Below are 16,962 nucleotides of genomic sequence, written 5' to 3'. Positions count from 1 at the left end.
CGCAGAAGGGACCCCGTGGAACTGCGCCAGCTCCAGTACTTCGCCGCCGTCGCCGAAGAGGGCGGCTTCAGCCGTGCCGCCGAGCGCCTCGGCATCGTGCAGTCGGCGGTGAGCCAGCAGGTCCGCCGCCTGGAGCGGGAACTCGGGGTCTCCCTGTTCGACCGGTCCACGCGGCACGTCCGGCTCTCCGGTGCCGGTGAGCGGCTGCTGCCCGAGGCGCACGCCGTGCTCGCGGCTGCGCGCCGCACCCGGGACGTCGCGTCCGCCCTCGCGTCCGGCACCGAGGGACTGCTCCGCCTGGGCACCGTCCAGGGGCCGGGCGACCGGACGTACCGCCTCCTCGCCACGCTGCGGCGTACGGCACCTCAACTCCGCGTACGCCTGCGGAGACTGCCCCTCACCGAGCGGCTCGCGGCGGTGCGTTCCGGTGAACTTGACGCGGCGCTGGTGCGGGCGGTGCGGAGGGCACCGGGGGTCGAACTGCTGCCGGTGTGGAGCGATCCGCTGTACGTGGCGCTGCCAGCGGAGCACCCGGTGGCCGCCGAGTCCGGCGACGGGCAGGAAACCACGTCCGGCCACGCACCGGCCACGGGAACCGCCTCGCCGCTGCGCCTCGAACAACTCGCCCGCCTGCCCCTGCGCCTCGCCCCGCGCGAGCACAACCCGCCCTTCCACGACCTCGTGACCGGCGCGCTGCGGGCGGCGACCGGAGCCGAACCGCTGCTCGGCCCGCCGTTCACCACCCTCCAGGAGACCCTCACCGGACTCGCCGAGCAGAGCGCCGACTCCCCGTCCTGGACGGTCTTCTACGAGGTCACGGGCCTGCCGACGGTCCCCCACGTGACCGTACGACGCCTCGCCGCCCCGGCCCTCACCACGTCACTGGCCACCCCACCGGGGCCGCCCGGCCCGCCGCTGCGGCAACTCCTCCAGGCCCTGCGCGAGACCGCGACCGCTACGCCTCGTGATGCTGCTGGTAGTGACCGCGCCAACGGGGGGTCGCCGCCCCCTCCATGACCGCCATCACGACGTCGTGGGCCAGGGAGTCCGTGACGGGCAGGTGCCCGAACAGCACCCGGTGGTACGTGGTGGCGCCGAGCATGTCCAGGAGCAGGTCGATGTCCGCGTCGGGCCGGATGTCGCCCCGCTCGATGCCCCGCCGCAGCGCCGCCTCGGTCGTGGCCCTGCGAGGGCGGAAGAGCGTCTCGGTGAAGACGCGGTCCAGCTCCGGATCGTCGGCCAGCTCGGCCACCAGCGCGGGCAGCGTACGGCGCCCCAGCGTGCCGCCGAACGCCTGGCTCAGGGTCTCGATGCCCAGGATGAGATCGCAGTGCGTGCACCCGGTGTCGGGGGTGGGCGCGGTGCCCATGCTCTCCGCGAGGGCCGAGATCACCAGGTGCTGCCGGGACGGCCAGCGGCGGCGGATGGCCGGCTTGGTCGTGCCGGCGCGGCGCGCGACGCCCTCCATCGTCAGGTGCGGATAACCCGCCTCCTCCAGGAGTTCCAGCGTCGCCTTCAGGATCGCCTCGTCGAGCCGCGCGTCTCGGGGACGTCCCGTCCGTCCCGTCGTGCGGGAGGAGTGGGTGGCGCTCGCTGCGAGGTCCGGGGTTGCCATGACGGCAAGTATAGGTAGCATCTTCTTTCGTTCCGTTCCGGATCGAAACGAAAGAAGTGATTCGCCTTGTCGTCCGACTTGCCGACCGACTTGCCGTCCGAGCGGGAATCGACCGCGCACGAAGCGGCCGCACCCATGTCCCCGCCCGCGTCCGGCACCCGCCCCGAAAGCGTCTTCGCCGCCCCATACACCGCGCTGACCTGGGGCATCGTGCTGTCCGTCGCGCTTGTCGCCTTCGAGTCGATGGGCGTCGCCACCGTGCTGCCGGAGATCGCGGGCCGGCTCGGCGGCCTCAACGCCTACGGCTGGGGGCTGTCCGCGCTGATGCTGGCCAACCTGATCGGCACCGTCGCCGCCGGCCGCGCCGCCGACCGCGGCGGCCCCGCCCGGCCGCTGGCCGCCGGCCTCGCGGTGTTCGCCGTCGGCTGCGCGGTCGCGGGCTCCGCGGCCAACTGGCCGCTCTTCCTGGCCGGGCGGTTCCTCCAGGGGCTCGGCGTGGGAGCCGTCATGGCGCTGGCCTACACGGCGATCTCGCTGGCCTATCCGCAGCGCCTGCGCGCGCGGATGTTCGCGCTCGTGTCGGGCGGCTGGACCGTCCCGTCACTGGTCGGCCCGACGATCGCGGCCGTGATCTCCGACCATGTCTCCTGGCGGGGCGTGTTCGTGCTCCTGCTGCCGCTGATCGCGGTCGCCGCCGTGCTCGCGCTGCCGCAGCTCCGACGCCTCGGGCAGCCGGGCGGCGCCGGGCACCCGAGTCCGGCCGCCTCCTCGGCTGCCGCTCCGGCCGCCGAGAAGGACCCGTGGTGGTCCACACCGGTCGCGCGGAGCGTCCTGCTCGCGACCGGCACCGGCATCCTCCTCGCGGGCCTGCAACTGCGCCAACTCGCCCTGCTGGTGCCGCTGGTCGCCGTGGGCGCCGGCACGGCGGTCGTCGCCCTGCGCCGGGTCACACCGGCGGGCACCCTCTCCGTGCGCCGCGGCGTTCCCGCGGGCGTCGTGCTCCGCTTCCTGCTCTGCGGGGCCTACTTCGGCAGCGAGGCGTTCCTGCCGCTCGGGCTGGTCCGGCTGCGCGAACTGAGCGCCACGGAGGCCGGGTTGGGGCTCTCCGCGGGGGCCATCACCTGGGTGCTCGGGGCGGCGTGGCAGGGCAGGGCGGACAGCCGGTGGAGCGGGCGCTCGCGTGCCGTGCCGATCGCGGCCGGGTTCGCGGCGCTGCTCGTGGGGATCGTCGTCATGGCACTCGGCGTCCTCGTCGACGCGGTGCCCGCGCTGACGGCGGTGGCGGGGTGGGCCATCGGGGGCGCGGGCATGGGCGTGGCCTTCAACGCCGCGACCACCGACGCCATGGAGCAGGCGCCGGCCGACCGGCAGGGCGAGGCCAGCGGTTCGATGCAGCTCGCGCAGACCCTCGCGGTCGCGGTCCTCAGCGGGCTCGGCGGCGCGGCCGTGTCCCTGTCCGCGGCCCACGGCGGCTCGGTGTCGGTCGCCCTGACGGCGACGTTCGCGCTCACCGCCGCGCTCACCGCCGCCGGAATCCTCGCGGCGCGACGCATCCGGCCCAACGCGGCTTGATTCAATGATTCAGGGGGCGTTACCAGAGGGGCACGCGAAACTGGAGCGTGCCTCTGTGCCGTTCCCGGGCTCCTGAGATCATGTGCCGACCGCCCGCAGCCGCAGCCGCACCGACCATCCCCAGAGGGAGCCCCGGCATGACCCCCACGCCTGCCAACCGCAAACAGCGAGACGACCGGGGCCTCACCCTGGGCGCGCCGACCGTGGCGGCGGCCGTGCTGACCGGGGTCATCGCCCTGTACATCGCCCTCGTCGCGTTCGGCAACATCACCGACTTCGGCACCAACCAGCAGTACGTACGGCACGTCCTGGCGATGGACACGACCTTCAAGGACGAGGACATCATGTGGCGCGCCATCGAGTCGCGCGCCCTCCAGGACACCGCGTACGTCGCCATCGTCGCCTGGGAGACAGTGGCCGCACTCGTCCTCGTCACCGCGACCGTCCTGTGGTGCGGCGCGCTGCGCAGCCGGGGCGGCGGCCACGCCCGCGCGCGGCGGCTCAGCACCGTGGGCCTGCTGATGCTCATGCTGCTGTTCGGCGGCGGCTTCATAGGCATCGGCGGCGAGTGGTTCGCCATGTGGCAGTCGAAGGACTGGAACGGCGTCGACGCCGCCACCCGCGTGTTCACCCTGTGCGGCATCGTGCTCCTGTTCATCCACCTGCCGTTCACGGGACGCGCCTCCGCCGCCCCCGCACCCGACGCGGTGCCGCCCCACGAGTAGACGTGCCATCCGTCACTGGCAAACGGCGACACACGGCAGCCGGGCCGGCGCACAGCCGGCCCCAGTGGCCCCCACTTGCCCCGCTGACCAGCGCGCAAGCGTCAACTCGCGCCGGGCTCGCGCGCCTTGCGGCGCCTCGGCGCGATCACGTGCCGCAGGTGTGCGGTAGCTGACAGTTCCGATTGTCAGAGCTATCCCCTAGGCTTGACCGCATGCCCTTAACCCCTCAACCCCATGGTTCCGTGCGGTCGTCATCCGAGCTGAACGAGCGGATACGAGGTCTCTGGCTGCGCGCCGGCGGCCGACTCTCCGTCGAGCAGCGCCGGGAGTACGAGCAGCTCGTGACCGAGTGGGCCGAGGCGGTTCGCGCGGAGATCGTGCAGGCCGCGTAAGCGGCGGGCGGGGGAACAGTCACAACGTCTTTGTGCGGGCCGCCGGTCGACCCCGAGGTCGGTCACTGCTCGTCGAGAAACTCGTCCACGCGCACGAGCGTGCCCCACACGCTCGTGCGCGCATGCCCTCCCGGCACATCAAGCCACCCCACGGCAACCGGAACGACGACTGTCGTACGGCCTCTTGGCTCCACCCTCCCGGTGCCCAAGACTGAGCCGATGACGCAGCGCGTGGAACTCGCCGCAGTGCTTGACCGGTTGGCCATCGACAGCCTCATCACCGACTACGCCATCGCCGTCGACGACGGCGACTGGGACGGATACCGCCAGTTGTTCGCACCCGACGGCCGCGCCGACTACCGGTCGGCGGGCGGCATCGAAGGAACCGGCGCGGAGGTCGCCGACTGGCTGGCCCAGATGTTGCGGATGTTCGCGATGCGCCAGCACCTCATCGTCAACCGCAGGATCCGCTTCGACGTCCGCGATCAGGACGTGGGCGACCTCGCGCGCGTACAGGCGGACTACGCCAACCCCATGCGGCTCGCGGACCGGCACCGGCCGGACGGGGCCGAAGGAACGGACGGGGCCGACGCCGCCGAGAGCGCCGCCGGGTCCGACGCCCCGGCCGACACCGCACCGGACTTCGAGTGCGGCGGCCGCTACGCGTTCACCGCCGTGCGCACGCGCAGCGGCTGGCAGCTGCGCCAAGTCGTCGTACAGGAAAAGTGGCGCAGACAGCACCGGCCCGCCCCGGCGACGCGAACCGGGCGCCCCCTGTCCTAGATCGTCGGGGGCGCGCACACTGGACCTACGGCGGTGTCGGAGCCGAGTCGGGCAGGGAGGCGCGCTGCATGGATGTGCTGGGCGGCAACCGGCGGCACCGGTGGGTGCCGTTCCGGACGGACGCGGGGGCCCGGCGCCGGGGGCCCGCCCTCGACAAACGCCGGTGGCGCGCGGCGCACACCGCGGCGCTCGCCTCACCGTGGCGGCGGGGCATCCTCGCCGCCCTGTGCGGCGCGCTGCCCGCCCTCGCGTTCCCGGCCCCGTCGTGGTGGTGGTTCGCGTACGTCGCGCTCGTGCCGTGGCTGGGTGCCGTGGCTGCTCCTCACCCGCTCGGCGCCGACGGGCCGCCGCGCGGCCCTCGACGGCTGGCTCGGCGGGCTCGGCTTCATGGTGGCCGTGCACCACTGGCTGCTGCCGAGCCTGCACGTCTTCACGCTCGTCATCGCCGCGCTGCTGGGCCTGCTGTGGGCGCCGTGGGGCTGGCTCGTACGCCATCTCCTGGGCGGCACGCCGTCGCCCGGGCGGGCGGGCGCCGCGCTGCTCGTGCTGCCGTCCGGCTGGCTGATGGTGGAACTGGTGCGGTCCTGGGAGGGCCTCGGCGGGCCCTGGGGGCTGCTCGGCTCCAGCCAGTGGCAGGTCGAACCCGCGCTGCGGCTCGCGTCGGTCGGCGGCGTATGGCTGGTCAGCGCCCTGGTGGTGGCCGTGAACACGGGCGTCGCCGCGCTCGTCGCCGACCGCGCAGCCCGCGCAGCCCGTGTACCGGCGCTCGCGGGCCTCCTCGCCGTGGCCGCCGCCACCTCCGCGGCCTGGACCTGGTCCCCGCGCCCCGACCCCGCCGGGCACGTCCGCGTGGCCGTCGTCCAGCCCGGCGTCATGAACGGCCTGGGCGCCGCCGACCAGCGGTTCGCCCGCGAGGAGCAGCTGACCCGGTCACTGGCGGGGCACGACCTGGACCTGGTGGTGTGGGGCGAGAGCAGCGTCGCCCACGACCTGGCCGACCGGCCCGACCTGGCCGAGCGCATCACCGCGCTGTCCCGGCGGATCGACGCCGACATCCTGGTGAACGTCGACGCGCGCCGCTCGGACCGGCCCGGCATCTTCAAGAGCACGGTGCTCGTGGGCCCGGAAGGACCTACGGGCGACCGCTACGACAAGATGCGCCTGGTCCCCTTCGGCGAGTACGTGCCGGCCCGCTCCCTGCTCGGCTGGGCGACGTCCGTCGGCAAGGCCGCGGGCGAGGACCGCAGGCGGGGCGAGCGGCCCGTCGTGATGGACGTCGGGCAGGGGCTGCGGGTGGGCCCGCTGGTGTGCTTCGAGTCGGCGTTCCCCGACATGAGCCGCCACCTCACCCGCGAGGGCGCGCAGGTGCTGCTCGCGCAGTCCGCCACGTCGTCGTTCCAGCGCAGTTGGGCGCCGGAGCAGCACGCGTCGCTCGCCGCGGTGCGGGCCGCCGAGACCGGCCGCCCCATGGTGCACGCCACGCTCACCGGCGTCTCGGCCGTCTACGGCCCGAGCGGCGAACGCGTCGGGAAGCCCCTCGGCACGTCCGCGTCCACCACAGCCGAGTACGAGGTTCCGCTGGCCACGGGCACCACTTTGTACGTGCGGTTCGGCGACTGGCCGGTGCACGCGGCGCTCGGCGTCCTCGCCCTGCTGTGCCTGGCGGAGGGCGCCCGGGCGTATCGCTTCAGGCGGCCTGCTCCTGAACAGCCCGCACCACCCGCTCGCACAGCTCATGGCTCTCCAGCGCATCCCGGGCACTGAGCACCTTGCCCGCGCGCACGGAGTCCAGGAAGGCGAGCACGACCTGCTCGATGCCGCGCTGCCGCGCCACCGGCACCCAGTCGCCGCGCCGCCGCACGCTGGGCTGTCCCTTGTGGTCGACGACCTCGGCGAGGTTGAGCACCTGCCGCTTGGTGTCCTGCCCGGAGACCTCGAGGACCTCCTCCGTGGACCCGCTCAGCCGGTTCATCACGCCGATCGCGGTGAATCCGTCGCCCGCGAGCTGCAGCACGACGTGTTCGAGCAGGCCCCTGTCCATCCGCCCGCGCACGGCCACGTGGTCGACCCGTCCCGGCACGAGGAACCGCAGCGTGTCCACGACGTGGATGAAGTCGTCCAGGATCATCGTGCGCGGGTCCTCCGGCAGGCCCACGCGGTTCTTCTGCATCAGGATCAGCTCGCGCGGGTGCTCCGCGCACTGGGCGTAGCCGGGCGCGTGGCGGCGGTTGAAGCCGACGGCGAGGCTGACACCGCGCTCCTCCGCCAGGGCCACGAGCCGCTCGGAATCCGCGAGTTCGTACGCGATCGGCTTGTCCACGTACGTCGCCACGCCCGCCTCCAGGAGGCGCGTGACGATCTCGGGGTGGACGGCGGTCGGCGCGTGCACGAAGGCGGCGTCGAGGCCCTGGGCGAGCAGCGAGTCCAGGTCGGTGTGGCGGCGGGCCCCGGGAACGTGATGGGCCGCCGCGACCCGCTCCAGGGTGGCCGGCGTGCGCGTCTGCAGGTGCAGTTCGACGCCGGGCTGCGTGGCGAGCACAGGGAGGTACGCCTTCCTCGCGATGTCTCCGAGTCCGATGCAGCCGACCTTCACCACTGTCTCCCTACCGTCGTGCGACGCGACGCTCCTGCGCCCCCGCGTCCGTTCCCGCAGCATACGGGGGCCCCGGCGGCTGCCAGTCGGCGATCGACGCGAACCCTCGCATGATCATGTTCGGGCCGAGCCGGTGGGCCGTGCTCATCAGGGTGTCGCGTACGGCCAGCAGCGCGCCGTTGGTGAGGTGGTTGAGGCGGGCGGTGCGGGCGGCCTGCCGCACGATGGCCGTGGTCCGCGGCAGCCGTACGGCGCTGTACGCGGCGAGGCCCGTGGCGAGGTCGCCGCGCGGGGGCACGTGGTGGGCGAGCACGACGGCGTCCTCGATGGCCTGGTTGCCGCCCTGGCCGAGCGTCGGCGCCATGGCGTGCGCGGCGTCGCCGAGGAGGGCCGTGCGGCCCCGGTGGTAGGCGGGCAGCGGCTCGATGAGGTGGCGCACGTCGTTGCGCAGGACGTCCTCGGGCCGGGCCGCGGCGATGATCTCGGGAATCGGGTCGTGCCAGCGCGCGAACCGGCGCTCCAGCTCGGCCTTCTCGCTGTCGGGCGCGCGGCCGCCCTCCGGGACGAGCGCGGTGGCGTACGCGTACACCCGGCCGTCCTTCAGCGGCTGGGTGCCCCAGACGCCGCCGCGGCCCCAGGTCTCGTGCGGCTCGAAGGGGCGCCCGGGCGCGGGCACGATGAGCCGCCAGGCGGTGAAGCCGGTGTACGCGGGCCCGGGGTGGGCGGGGAACAGGGCCGTCCGTACGGCGGAGTTGATGCCGTCGGCGCCGACGACGAGGTCGGCCTCGATGGCGCCGTCGCCGGTCGTGACGACGGCCTTGCGGCCGGGGCCGCCGCGATCGGTGAGGCGGGCGTCGACGCCGGTGCGCAGGCAGTCGGCGGGCAGGGCGCCGACGAGCAGGTCGATGAGCGTGGCGCGGTGCAGCAGCACCAGCGAGCCGCCGAACGCCCGTGCCGTCGCGGCGGCGCTGGTCCGCACGAGCCAGCGGCCGTCCTGCGCCCGCATCCCGCCCGCCCCCTGCCAGGCGGCGAGCTCGCGCACCCGGTCGCCGAGGCCCAGAACGTCAAGGGCGCGCTGGGAGTTGGGGGCGAGGCCGATGCCGGAGCCCACCGGCTCCAGGGTCCCGGCGCGCTCCAGGACGGTGACGCGCCAGCCGGACTGGTACAGGGCGATGGCCGCGGTGAGCCCGCCTATGCCGCCTCCTATGACGACGGCGTGGAGCTCGGGAGGATTCGCTGCTTCGGCCATGATCTCTCCTTGTCGCGCACGCTTGGCACGGGCACCAGCTCGGCAACTACAAATGTAGTGCCCGCGATACCGAACGTACTACATCCGTAGTGACGGCGGTAGGGTGGGCCTCATGCCTGTACGTGCCACGGGGTCAGCCCGCACCGAACTCATCGCCGACACCGCCCTGGCCCTGCTCGCCGAGCGCGGGATGCGGGGCCTCACCCACCGCGCGGTCGACGAGGCGGCGGGGCTGCCTCTGGGGTCGACCTCGAACCACGCCCGAACGCGGCAGGCCCTGTTGGAGACCGCGGTGCGCCGGCAGGCCGAGCGGGAGAACGACGTCCTCACCCCGAGGGAACTCCCCGGCCCGGCCGACGACCGTGACTCCCTGGTCACCGGCCTCGCCCTGGCCCTGCACCGCTTCCTGGCCGGCGACACCCACCGCGACCTGCTCCTGTCCCGCTACGAGCTGGCCCTGGAGGCCACCCGGCGCCCCGAGTTGCGGACGTACTACGACACGGCGGGCGCCCAGTTCCGTGAGCCGCTGACCGCGCTGATGGTTGCGGCGGGCTCCAAGGAGCCGGAGCGGCACACGCTGTCACTGGTGGCGTGGTGCGACGGCATGATGTTCTCGTGCGTCGCGGGCTCCTACCACGCGGCGACACCGACACTGGACGAACTGCGGGCCGGGGCGGCGGAGTTGCTGCGGGGGATGCTCGACGGGGACGCCCAGGAGTGAGGGCCCGCACCGGGGCGGTCGCGCCGCCAGGGGGCGCGCGTGATCCGGTGTCGCGCGCGCCGGTGTCACCCGTGCGGAGGACGCGGGTTGGTTCGCCGCCCCGGGGTGCGCCGGGGGCAGCAGAGTGGCGCGGGTGCAGCGATCGACGACGACAGCAGCGCTTCGGACGACCACCACCATGCTTCGGACGACCACCGTCACGCTTCGAGCGACCACCTCAGCGCTTCGAACGGCCACCGCACCGCTTCGAGCCGCCACGGCGGTGTTTCAGACGGCCACAGCGGTGCTCCTCGTGACCGTCGCCGTGCTGGCGCTCTCCGGATGCACCGGCGCCGAGCGGACGACTTGGCGGGGCGCGGCGGCCGACGGAAGGGAGGTCGACGGAAGCCCGGTCGACGGCAGGGCGGCCGCGGATCCGGCGATTCCCTCCCCCACGCCGTCAACCCGGCCGTCGCGGGCCGTGGAGGCTCCGGCCCATGACTCCCTGGAGCGCGTGGGCCCTCCAGGCGCGCCGTTCCCCACCGCGTCCCCGCCGACTGCCGCCCCGGACGCCCGCCGCTCGGCCCCGTCCGCCTCGCCCACCACCGAAGCCAGCCCCACGCGCACAAGCCCCGCCCGCCGCGAACGCCCGGACCGGCCGCGGCACGGCGACGGCCACCGGGGTCGCCACCATGGCCACAGCGACAAGTCGACATCCCCGCATGCCGCGCCTCCGCTCGCACACGCGCACACGCACACCGCGGTCGAGCTGTGCGCCCTGGGGAAGAGGCACGGAGGATGGAAGCCGGACAGCAGGGAGGCGGTCATCTGCGTGGAGGCGTACGGGCGTTGAGCCAGGGGCGGGCGCCACCGAGCCGACCTCCGGCGCCCGGCGGCCCGGCATCCGGCAACCCGCACTCGGCACCCGGCACCCGGCACCCGGCACCCGGCACCCGGCACCCGGCACCCCAGGCTCCCCCTACTCCTCCACAGCCCCCTCCCCCACCTGTGCCTCAAGCCGCTCCAGGGCCGCCCGGATGCCGTCCCCATAGCCGTCGTCGCCGAGCGCGCCCACCGCGCCGCGCGCCTGCCGCAGATGGCTGCGGGCAGCCTCCGGGCGGGAGAGCTTCACATAGTCCGCCGCCAGGTTCAGATGCAGCGAGGGATAGAAGCCGCGCACCGCGAGGGACTGGTGGTGGGCGCCGACGCGCTCGTCCGTCAGCTCGTGCGCCGCCGACAACGCCCTGAGGTCCCAGGCGAGTTCGTCGGCGGGGTCGGCCTGCGTGTCGGCCATGTAGTGCGCGAGGGTGCAGCGGTGCAGGGGGTCGCCCTCCTCGCCGATCTCCGACCAGAGCGCGAGGAAGCGTGTCTGCGCCTCCTCGCGGTCGCCCGCGTGCTGGAGCATGACCGCCTGCCCGATCCGGGTCATCATGGCGTCTTCGTCTTCCGCCGTCTGTTCCTGCTGCTCCGCCACCGCGTGGCCCTCCGCGTCCGCCATCGGATGTCAGTCGTCCGTCGGCCGTGGGGCTGCCGGAGGGCAGTCCCACCAACCGATGCCGACGCTAGCGGGCAGCACTGACAATCGCGGTCAGGCGCGGTGCGGAGCGGGGCGCTCCCGCCTGCTCAGCCCAGGTCGGGGATGCGCCAGTCGATGGCCTCGTGGCCCTGGGCCGCGACCGCCTCGTCGATCTGCGTGAAGGGGCGGGAGCCGAAGAACTTCCTCGCGGACAGCGGCGAGGGATGCGCCCCCTTGACCACGACGTGCCGCTCGGTGTCGATGAGGGGGAGCTTCTTCTGGGCGTAGTTGCCCCACAGGACGAAGACCGCGGGGTCGGGCCGCTCGGCCACCGCGCGGATCACCGCGTCCGTGAACTTCTCCCAGCCCTTGCCCTTGTGGGAGTTGGCCTCGCCGGAGCGGACCGTCAGGACCGCGTTCAAAAGCAGCACGCCCTGGCGGGCCCACGGCATCAGATAGCCGTTGTCCGGCACCGGGTGACCGAGCTCCTCCTTCATCTCCTTGTAGATGTTCCGCAGGGAGGGCGGGGTCTTCACCCCGGGGCGGACCGAGAAGCACAGGCCGTGGCCCTGGCCCTGGCCGTGATACGGGTCCTGGCCGAGGATGAGGACCTTCACCTGGTCGTACGGCGTCGCGTCCAGGGCGGCGAACACCTCCTCGCGCGGCGGGAAGACCGGCCCCTTCGCCCGCTCCTCCTCGACGAACTCGGTGAGCTCCTTGAAGTAGGGCTTCTGCAGTTCCTCGCCGAGGACTCCGCGCCAGGACGCGGGCAGCATGGCGATGTCGGTCACGTCAACAACCTCCGAGGTGCGTTCAGTTCTGCACCTCAGAACCTACCGGCGGCCACTGACAATCAGCGGGCCCCCCGGGAGCTACCAGCTGGTCTTGCGCCCCAGCTCCCACATCATCATGATCGCCGAGGGGTCGAGGGCCCGCTCCCCGCCGGAGATCTCCTCGCTCGACATGACGTACTGCTTGCCCTGCCACAGCGGCAGCAGCCGCACGTCGTCGAGGAGGATCCGCTGTGCCTGCCTGAACTGGTCGACGACGTTGCTCCGGTCGGCCTCGCGGCGGGAGCGCGGCAGCACCTCCTCGGTCAGCTCCGGGGACGGATACGGCAGGTTGTGGACGTTGCGCTCGCCCACGAAGGGCGCGATGAAGTTGTCCGCGTCCGGGAAGTCCGGGAACCAGCCGCGCCCGAAGACCGGGTACTCGCCGTTCTTGTACTCCTTGTCGAACCGCTGCCACGGCACGCCCTTGATGGTGATCCGGAACAGGCCCGAGTCCTCCAGCTGCCGCTTGATCTCCGCGAACTCCGGCGCGGTGGCCGAGCCGTAGCGGTCGGTGGTGTACCAGAGGGTGAGCGGTACGCGTTCGGTGATCCCGGCCGCCCTGAGGATTCGTTTCGCCTTGGCCGCGCTGGGGTTGCCGTACTCGTCGAAGAAGCCCGTGCCGTGCCCGGTGACCCCGCGCGGGACCATCGAGTACAGCGGCTCCACGGTGTCCTTGTAGACCTTGTGGGCTATGGCACCGCGGTCGATGACCTGGGCGAACGCCTTGCGCACCGCGGGCCGGCGCGCCCACGGGTCCTCGGGGTTGAACACCAGGTAGCGGATCTCGGCGCCGGCGCCCTCGACGAGCCGGATGCCGCTCTTCTTGTCGGGGCCCTGCTGCTCCACGATGTCCTGCGCCCCGAGGCCGCGGAAGGTGACGTCCAGTTCCTTGGCGCGCAGCTCGTCCACCATGGCGTCGGAGTCGCGGAAGTAGCGGATGGTCACGGCGTCGTTCTTGCGGTCGGCCGCGCCTTCGTAGTGGGTGTTCTTGACGAGCTCGGCCCGGTCCCCGGGGCGGTAGTCCTTGAGCGCGTACGGCCCGGAGCCACTGATCTCGTTGCCCTCGCGCACCTTGTCGGCCGGGTACTCGCTGGGGTCGACGATCGACATCGCGGGTGTCGCGAGCACGAACGGGAACGTGGCGTCCGGCTTGCGCAGCCGGAAGACGACGGTCCGGTCGCCCTTGGTCTCGACCGTCCGCAGCGCGCCGAGCAGCCCGGCGGGACCGCCCTTGACGTCGATGCGCCGCATCCGGTCGATGGAGAACTTCACCGCCCGCGCGTCCAGCGTGTCGCCGTCGGAGAACTTCAGGCCGTCGCGCAACGTACACGTGTAGACCATGCTGGAGCCGTCCGTGAACCTGCAGCGCTCCGCGGCGTCGGGCTGGGGCTGGGTGGCGCCCGAGGGGAAGCTCAGGAGCGTCTGGAAGACGTTCCGGTACAGCTCCCAGGAGCCGTCGTAGGCCGCGGCGGGATCGAGGGTGCTCGGCGCGCTCGTGGTGCCGACGGTGATGGCGTCCTCGCCGTCCGCGCCCTCGGAGGACAGCACACCGCATCCCGCGACCAGGGACAGGGACGCCAGCAGCGTGAACGGCCGCAGGCACCGCGGGTGAACTCTTCTGAACACGTGCACGCTCCTCGGTCCGCCGTGCCATGGATCGGCAGACCATACCGCAGTGCCCCGCCGTGCCAACTCGGCTCACCGGCGGGGCACTTCATGGGCGAGAACGTCACATACGTCCGCAACATCGACCCCTGCGAGGGTTCGTCAGGGCTCGTCAGGGTCTGTCCGGAGTCGGTCAGCCGACGCCCGCGTTGAGGAACATGCCGCCGTCGACCTGGAGCGTCTGACCGGTGATCCAGTCGGACTGCTCCGAGGTCAGGAACGCCGCCGCGCCCCCGATGTCGGACGGCACACCGAGCCGGCCGAGCGGGTAGGCCGCCGCGGCCTCCTCCTCGCGGCCCTCGTACAGCGTCTGCGCGAACTTGGTCTTGACCACCGCCGGAGCGATCGCGTTGACCCGCACCTTCGGCGCGAACTCGTGCGCGAGCTGCAGGGTCAGGTTGACCATGGCGGCCTTGCTCATGCCGTACGCCCCGATGAACGGCGAGGGCGCGACCCCGGCGATCGAGGCGATGTTGACGATGGCGCCGCCGTGCTCGCTCTGCCATGCCTTCCAGGTGAGCTGGGCGAAGCCGAGCGCGGAGACCACGTTCGTCTCGAAGACCTTGCGGGCGACGTTCAGGTCGAGGTCGGCCATCGGCCCGAACACCGGGTTCGTACCGGCGTTGTTGATCAGGAAGTCGACCCGTCCGAACGCCTCCATGGCGCGCTCCACGGCGACCGCCTGGTGCGCCTCGTCGTGGGCCTTGCCGGCGACGCCGATGACGCGGTCGGCGCCGAGCTTCTCCACGGCCTCCTTGAGCGCGTCCTCGTTGCGTCCGGTGATGCAGACGCGGTCGCCGCGGGCGACCAGGGCCTCCGCGATGCCATAGCCGATGCCACGGCTCGCGCCGGTGATGAGCGCCGCCTTGCCGCTGTCCTGCACTGCCATCTGTGCTGTCCTTTGCGCTGGTGCTGGTGGCTGGTTCGAGCGGGGGCGCTAGTTGAGCGGGCCGCCGGCGACGTACATGACCTGGCCGGACACGAAGCCCGCCGCGTCGCCGGCGAAGAAGGCGATGGCGTTGGCGATGTCCTCGGGCCTGCCGACGCGCTGCACCGGGATCTGGGTGGCGGCCGCGGCCTGGAAGTCCTCGAAGCCCATGCCGACGCGCTCGGCGGTGGCCTTGGTCATCTCGGTGACGATGAAGCCGGGGGCCACGGAGTTGGCGGTGATGCCGAACTTGCCGAGCTCCTTGGCGAGGGTCTTGGTGAAGCCCTGCATGCCTGCCTTGGCGGCCGCGTAGTTCACCTGGCCGCGGTTGCCGAGGGCGGAGGAGCTGGAGAGGTTCACGATGCGGCCGAAGCCCGCGTCCACCATGTGCGCCTGGCAGGCGCGGGACATCAGGAAGGCGCCGCGCAGGTGCACGTTCATGACCGTGTCCCAGTCGCTCGCGCTCATCTTGAACAGCAGGTTGTCGCGCAGCACGCCCGCGTTGTTCACCAGGATCGTCGGCGCGCCGAGCTCCGCCGCGACGCGGGTGACGGCGGCCTCGACCTGGGCCTCGTCGGACACGTCGCAGCCGATGGCGACGGCCTTGCCGCCGGCGGCGGTGATCTGCTCGACGGTGTCCTTGCAGGCGGCCTCGTCGAGGTCGAGCACGGCGACGGCGCGGCCCTCGGCGGCGAGCCGGACGGCGGTCGCCGCGCCGATGCCTCGCGCTGCTCCGGTCACGACCGCGACGCGCTGCTCAGTGGTGGACATGCTGGCTCTCCTCGCCCTTGGGATGCGGCTCTTGTGCGGTGCGGATCTTCTGGAGGTGCGGTTCCGGTCTTCCCGAAGGCTCGGTTCCGCGGCATGCCCCCTGGTGAGCGACCGCTTAGTACCTTCAGCAGACGAGACGCTAGAAGCCTTGGCACGCGGTGTCAACGGCAGCCCGGCGCACTGTGACTCATTACGTCACCCGGAGGCCCGGAAGCGCACTGAAGTCCGGTGCGGTACCGCGCCCCGTAAGGGGCGCGGGGCTGTATCGATATGCGGCTCCGCCGCGCGGGCGCGCCCAGCCCCCACCGGCCCGCAGGATCGACACCGCACATCCAGCGAAGCGCTAGCGCACCAGCAGCTCGACGAGGCGCTCGACCTCCGCCGCCGGGTCCGCGGTCAGGCCGGTGTGCACCGGGCCCGGCTGGACGACGGTGGAGCGCGGCGCGATCAGCCACCGGAAGCGCCGCCCCGCGTCGTCCCCCGCCGCCTGCCCGGCCGCGTCGCCGCCCGCGCACACGCCCTCGACGGCCCGCAGCGCCGCCCGCACGCCGGCCGCGTCGGCCGCCGGGTCCAGGGCCCGCAGCTTCGCCTCGTCCAGATGGGTGCGGGCGGCCACGAAGGACTTGGCGCGGCAGTAGAGCACGACGCCCGCGTTGAACTGTTCGCCGCGCTCCACGCGCGGCACGACGCGCAGCAGCGCGTACTCGAAGACGTCCCGCGCGGGGGCCTGGCTCTGGGCGGCGTCCCGCGCGGAAGCCTCGTTCGTCTCGGTCATGTCGCTCACTTCGCGGCGCCTTCCAGGGTGATCCGTTCGTGGATGCTCTCCGCGCGCGGGAGCAGCGCGTCGGCGTACGCGCGCCGCACGGCGTCGGCGCTGTCGAAGCCCGCCTCGCCGGCCAGCCACGCGTCGGGGACGTCGGCCGTCACCTCGGCGAGCAGTTCCTTGGTGACCCGGGGGGCGAGCTCGGCGGCAGCGGCGGCGATGTCGGGGCCGTAGGGGGCGAGGACGTGGTCGGTGGCGTCGTACGGCCTGGCGGCCGCGGTCGGGGCCGTGGGCCAGTTGTGGTGCCAGATCATGCTCGCGCCGTGGTCGATGAGCCAGACGTCGCCGTGCCGGACCAGGAGGTTGGGGTTGCGCCAGGAGCGGTCCACGTTGTTGATCAGCGCGTCGAACCAGATGACGCGTCCGGCCTCCAGCGGGTCCACCACGAAGGCCAGCGGGTCGAAGCCGAGGGCGCCGGGCAGGTACTCCATGCCCAGGTTCAGTCCGCCGCTGGACTTCAGGAGCTGCTGCACCTCCTGGTCCGGCTCGCCCAGGCCGAGCACGGGGTCGAGCCGGATCCCGGTGAGCCCTGGCACGCGCAGGCCGAGGCGGCGCGCGAGCTGCCCGCAGATCACTTCGGCGACGAGCGTCTTGCGGCCCTGGCCCGCGCCGGTGAACTTCATGACGTACGTCGCGTACGTCCCCCGGCCGTCGTCCGTCTCGACGAGTCCGGGCAGCGATCCGCCCTCGCGCAGGGGCGTGACATAGCGGACGGCGGTGACTTCGGTGAGCATTGCCCCAGGTTACTGCGGGGGTCGGACACTCCGGCCCGCTCCCCCGGGACGCCGTCGGCGATC

General features: G+C 73.0%; 16 protein-coding genes and 1 pseudogene. 7 read left to right on the top strand and 10 right to left on the bottom strand.

What is annotated here, in order from left to right; genetic code table 11:
- Positions 1–15 precede the first annotated feature (15 nt).
- A complete protein-coding gene (locus STRAU_RS00905) occupies positions 16–1,017 on the top strand; it encodes a LysR family transcriptional regulator (protein WP_063890309.1) in 1,002 nt (333 codons plus the stop codon).
- On the opposite strand, the gene STRAU_RS00900 is transcribed toward STRAU_RS00905, so the two are convergent.
- Positions 956–1,615, bottom strand: a complete 660-nt coding sequence (locus tag STRAU_RS00900) for a TetR/AcrR family transcriptional regulator (protein ID WP_016638317.1) — start codon at positions 1,613–1,615, stop codon at positions 956–958. The genes STRAU_RS00905 and STRAU_RS00900 overlap by 62 nt on opposite strands.
- A 66-nt stretch (positions 1,616–1,681) precedes the next feature.
- Here STRAU_RS00900 and STRAU_RS00895 point away from each other — a divergent pair, with 66 nt between their 5' ends.
- From STRAU_RS00895 to lnt, 5 genes and pseudogenes are all read left to right on the top strand, one after another.
- Positions 1,682–3,187, top strand: coding sequence for an MFS transporter (locus STRAU_RS00895; protein ID WP_259299792.1), 1,506 nt, complete (start codon positions 1,682–1,684; stop codon positions 3,185–3,187).
- Between the two features lie 137 nt (positions 3,188–3,324).
- Positions 3,325–3,912 carry a DUF2165 domain-containing protein gene (locus tag STRAU_RS00890; protein WP_016638315.1) on the top strand — a complete coding sequence of 196 codons (588 nt, stop codon included), beginning with the start codon at positions 3,325–3,327 and terminating at the stop codon, positions 3,910–3,912.
- 242 nt (positions 3,913–4,154) lie between these two features.
- Complete coding sequence (locus STRAU_RS39785; protein WP_016638314.1) at positions 4,155–4,304, top strand: hypothetical protein; 150 nt, start codon at positions 4,155–4,157, stop codon at positions 4,302–4,304.
- Between the two features lie 219 nt (positions 4,305–4,523).
- The gene (locus STRAU_RS00885) at positions 4,524–5,087 is read left to right on the top strand and encodes a nuclear transport factor 2 family protein (RefSeq protein ID WP_016638313.1); all 564 of its coding nucleotides are present in this window, start codon (positions 4,524–4,526) and stop codon (positions 5,085–5,087) included.
- A 68-nt stretch (positions 5,088–5,155) separates the two neighbouring features.
- Positions 5,156–6,851, top strand: a pseudogene (gene lnt, locus STRAU_RS00880) (apolipoprotein N-acyltransferase).
- On the opposite strand, the gene STRAU_RS00875 reads toward lnt, so the two are convergent.
- Both STRAU_RS00875 and STRAU_RS00870 read right to left on the bottom strand, forming a co-directional pair.
- A complete protein-coding gene (locus tag STRAU_RS00875) occupies positions 6,775–7,680 on the bottom strand; it encodes a Gfo/Idh/MocA family protein (protein ID WP_037656856.1) in 906 nt (301 codons plus the stop codon). The pseudogene lnt and the gene STRAU_RS00875 sit on opposite strands and share 77 nt — an antisense overlap.
- 10 nt (positions 7,681–7,690) lie before the next feature.
- Positions 7,691–8,929, bottom strand: coding sequence for an FAD-dependent monooxygenase (locus STRAU_RS00870; protein WP_016638310.1), 1,239 nt, complete (start codon positions 8,927–8,929; stop codon positions 7,691–7,693).
- Positions 8,930–9,041: 112 nt separating this feature from the next.
- Here STRAU_RS00870 and STRAU_RS00865 point away from each other — a divergent pair, with 112 nt between their 5' ends.
- Positions 9,042–9,650, top strand: coding sequence for a TetR/AcrR family transcriptional regulator (locus tag STRAU_RS00865; protein ID WP_037656893.1), 609 nt, complete (start codon positions 9,042–9,044; stop codon positions 9,648–9,650).
- Between the two features lie 958 nt (positions 9,651–10,608).
- On the opposite strand, the gene STRAU_RS00855 is transcribed toward STRAU_RS00865, so the two are convergent.
- The 7 genes from STRAU_RS00855 to STRAU_RS00825 form a co-directional block, all read right to left on the bottom strand.
- Positions 10,609–11,127: a hypothetical protein gene (locus STRAU_RS00855; RefSeq protein ID WP_016638307.1), complete on the bottom strand. Its 519-nt coding sequence runs from the start codon at positions 11,125–11,127 to the stop codon at positions 10,609–10,611.
- Positions 11,128–11,252: 125 nt separating this feature from the next.
- Complete coding sequence (gene ung / locus STRAU_RS00850) at positions 11,253–11,936, bottom strand: uracil-DNA glycosylase (RefSeq protein WP_016638305.1); 684 nt, start codon at positions 11,934–11,936, stop codon at positions 11,253–11,255.
- Positions 11,937–12,017: 81 nt separating this feature from the next.
- Positions 12,018–13,604 carry an ABC transporter substrate-binding protein gene (locus STRAU_RS00845; protein ID WP_016638304.1) on the bottom strand — a complete coding sequence of 529 codons (1,587 nt, stop codon included), beginning with the start codon at positions 13,602–13,604 and terminating at the stop codon, positions 12,018–12,020.
- A gap of 172 nt (positions 13,605–13,776) precedes the next feature.
- Positions 13,777–14,532 (bottom strand): SDR family oxidoreductase, encoded by a 756-nt coding sequence (locus tag STRAU_RS00840; protein WP_037656853.1) that lies wholly within the window; start codon positions 14,530–14,532, stop codon positions 13,777–13,779.
- 48 nt (positions 14,533–14,580) lie between these two features.
- A complete protein-coding gene (gene fabG / locus STRAU_RS00835; protein ID WP_016638301.1) occupies positions 14,581–15,342 on the bottom strand; it encodes a 3-oxoacyl-ACP reductase FabG in 762 nt (253 codons plus the stop codon).
- 343 nt (positions 15,343–15,685) lie between these two features.
- Positions 15,686–16,117, bottom strand: coding sequence for a DUF3037 domain-containing protein (locus STRAU_RS00830; RefSeq protein ID WP_052028906.1), 432 nt, complete (start codon positions 16,115–16,117; stop codon positions 15,686–15,688).
- Between the two features lie 5 nt (positions 16,118–16,122).
- Complete coding sequence (locus tag STRAU_RS00825; protein WP_016638299.1) at positions 16,123–16,899, bottom strand: HipA family kinase; 777 nt, start codon at positions 16,897–16,899, stop codon at positions 16,123–16,125.
- Positions 16,900–16,962 lie beyond the last annotated feature (63 nt).

The sequence above is a fragment of the Streptomyces aurantiacus JA 4570 genome (genome assembly GCF_000414115.1).
Classification (GTDB): Bacteria; Actinomycetota; Actinomycetes; order Streptomycetales; family Streptomycetaceae; genus Streptomyces; species Streptomyces aurantiacus_A.
Note: the sequence above shows the minus strand (reverse complement) of the source record. Positions and strands in the feature narration are given on the sequence as shown.

Excerpts from the sequence above, each read along its gene's own strand:
- STRAU_RS00900 (WP_016638317.1), bottom strand. The coding sequence starts at position 1,615 with ATGGCAACCCCGGACCTCGCAGCGAGCGCCACCCACTCCTCCCGCACG.
- STRAU_RS00885 (WP_016638313.1), top strand. The coding sequence starts at position 4,524 with ATGACGCAGCGCGTGGAACTCGCCGCAGTGCTTGACCGGTTGGCCATC.
- STRAU_RS00890 (WP_016638315.1), top strand. The coding sequence starts at position 3,325 with ATGACCCCCACGCCTGCCAACCGCAAACAGCGAGACGACCGGGGCCTC.
- STRAU_RS00825 (WP_016638299.1), bottom strand. The coding sequence starts at position 16,899 with ATGCTCACCGAAGTCACCGCCGTCCGCTATGTCACGCCCCTGCGCGAG.
- STRAU_RS00865 (WP_037656893.1), top strand. The coding sequence starts at position 9,042 with ATGCCTGTACGTGCCACGGGGTCAGCCCGCACCGAACTCATCGCCGAC.
- STRAU_RS00840 (WP_037656853.1), bottom strand. The coding sequence starts at position 14,532 with ATGGCAGTGCAGGACAGCGGCAAGGCGGCGCTCATCACCGGCGCGAGC.
- STRAU_RS00830 (WP_052028906.1), bottom strand. The coding sequence starts at position 16,117 with ATGACCGAGACGAACGAGGCTTCCGCGCGGGACGCCGCCCAGAGCCAG.
- STRAU_RS00870 (WP_016638310.1), bottom strand. The coding sequence starts at position 8,929 with ATGGCCGAAGCAGCGAATCCTCCCGAGCTCCACGCCGTCGTCATAGGA.
- fabG (WP_016638301.1), bottom strand. The coding sequence starts at position 15,342 with ATGTCCACCACTGAGCAGCGCGTCGCGGTCGTGACCGGAGCAGCGCGA.
- STRAU_RS00855 (WP_016638307.1), bottom strand. The coding sequence starts at position 11,127 with ATGGCGGACGCGGAGGGCCACGCGGTGGCGGAGCAGCAGGAACAGACG.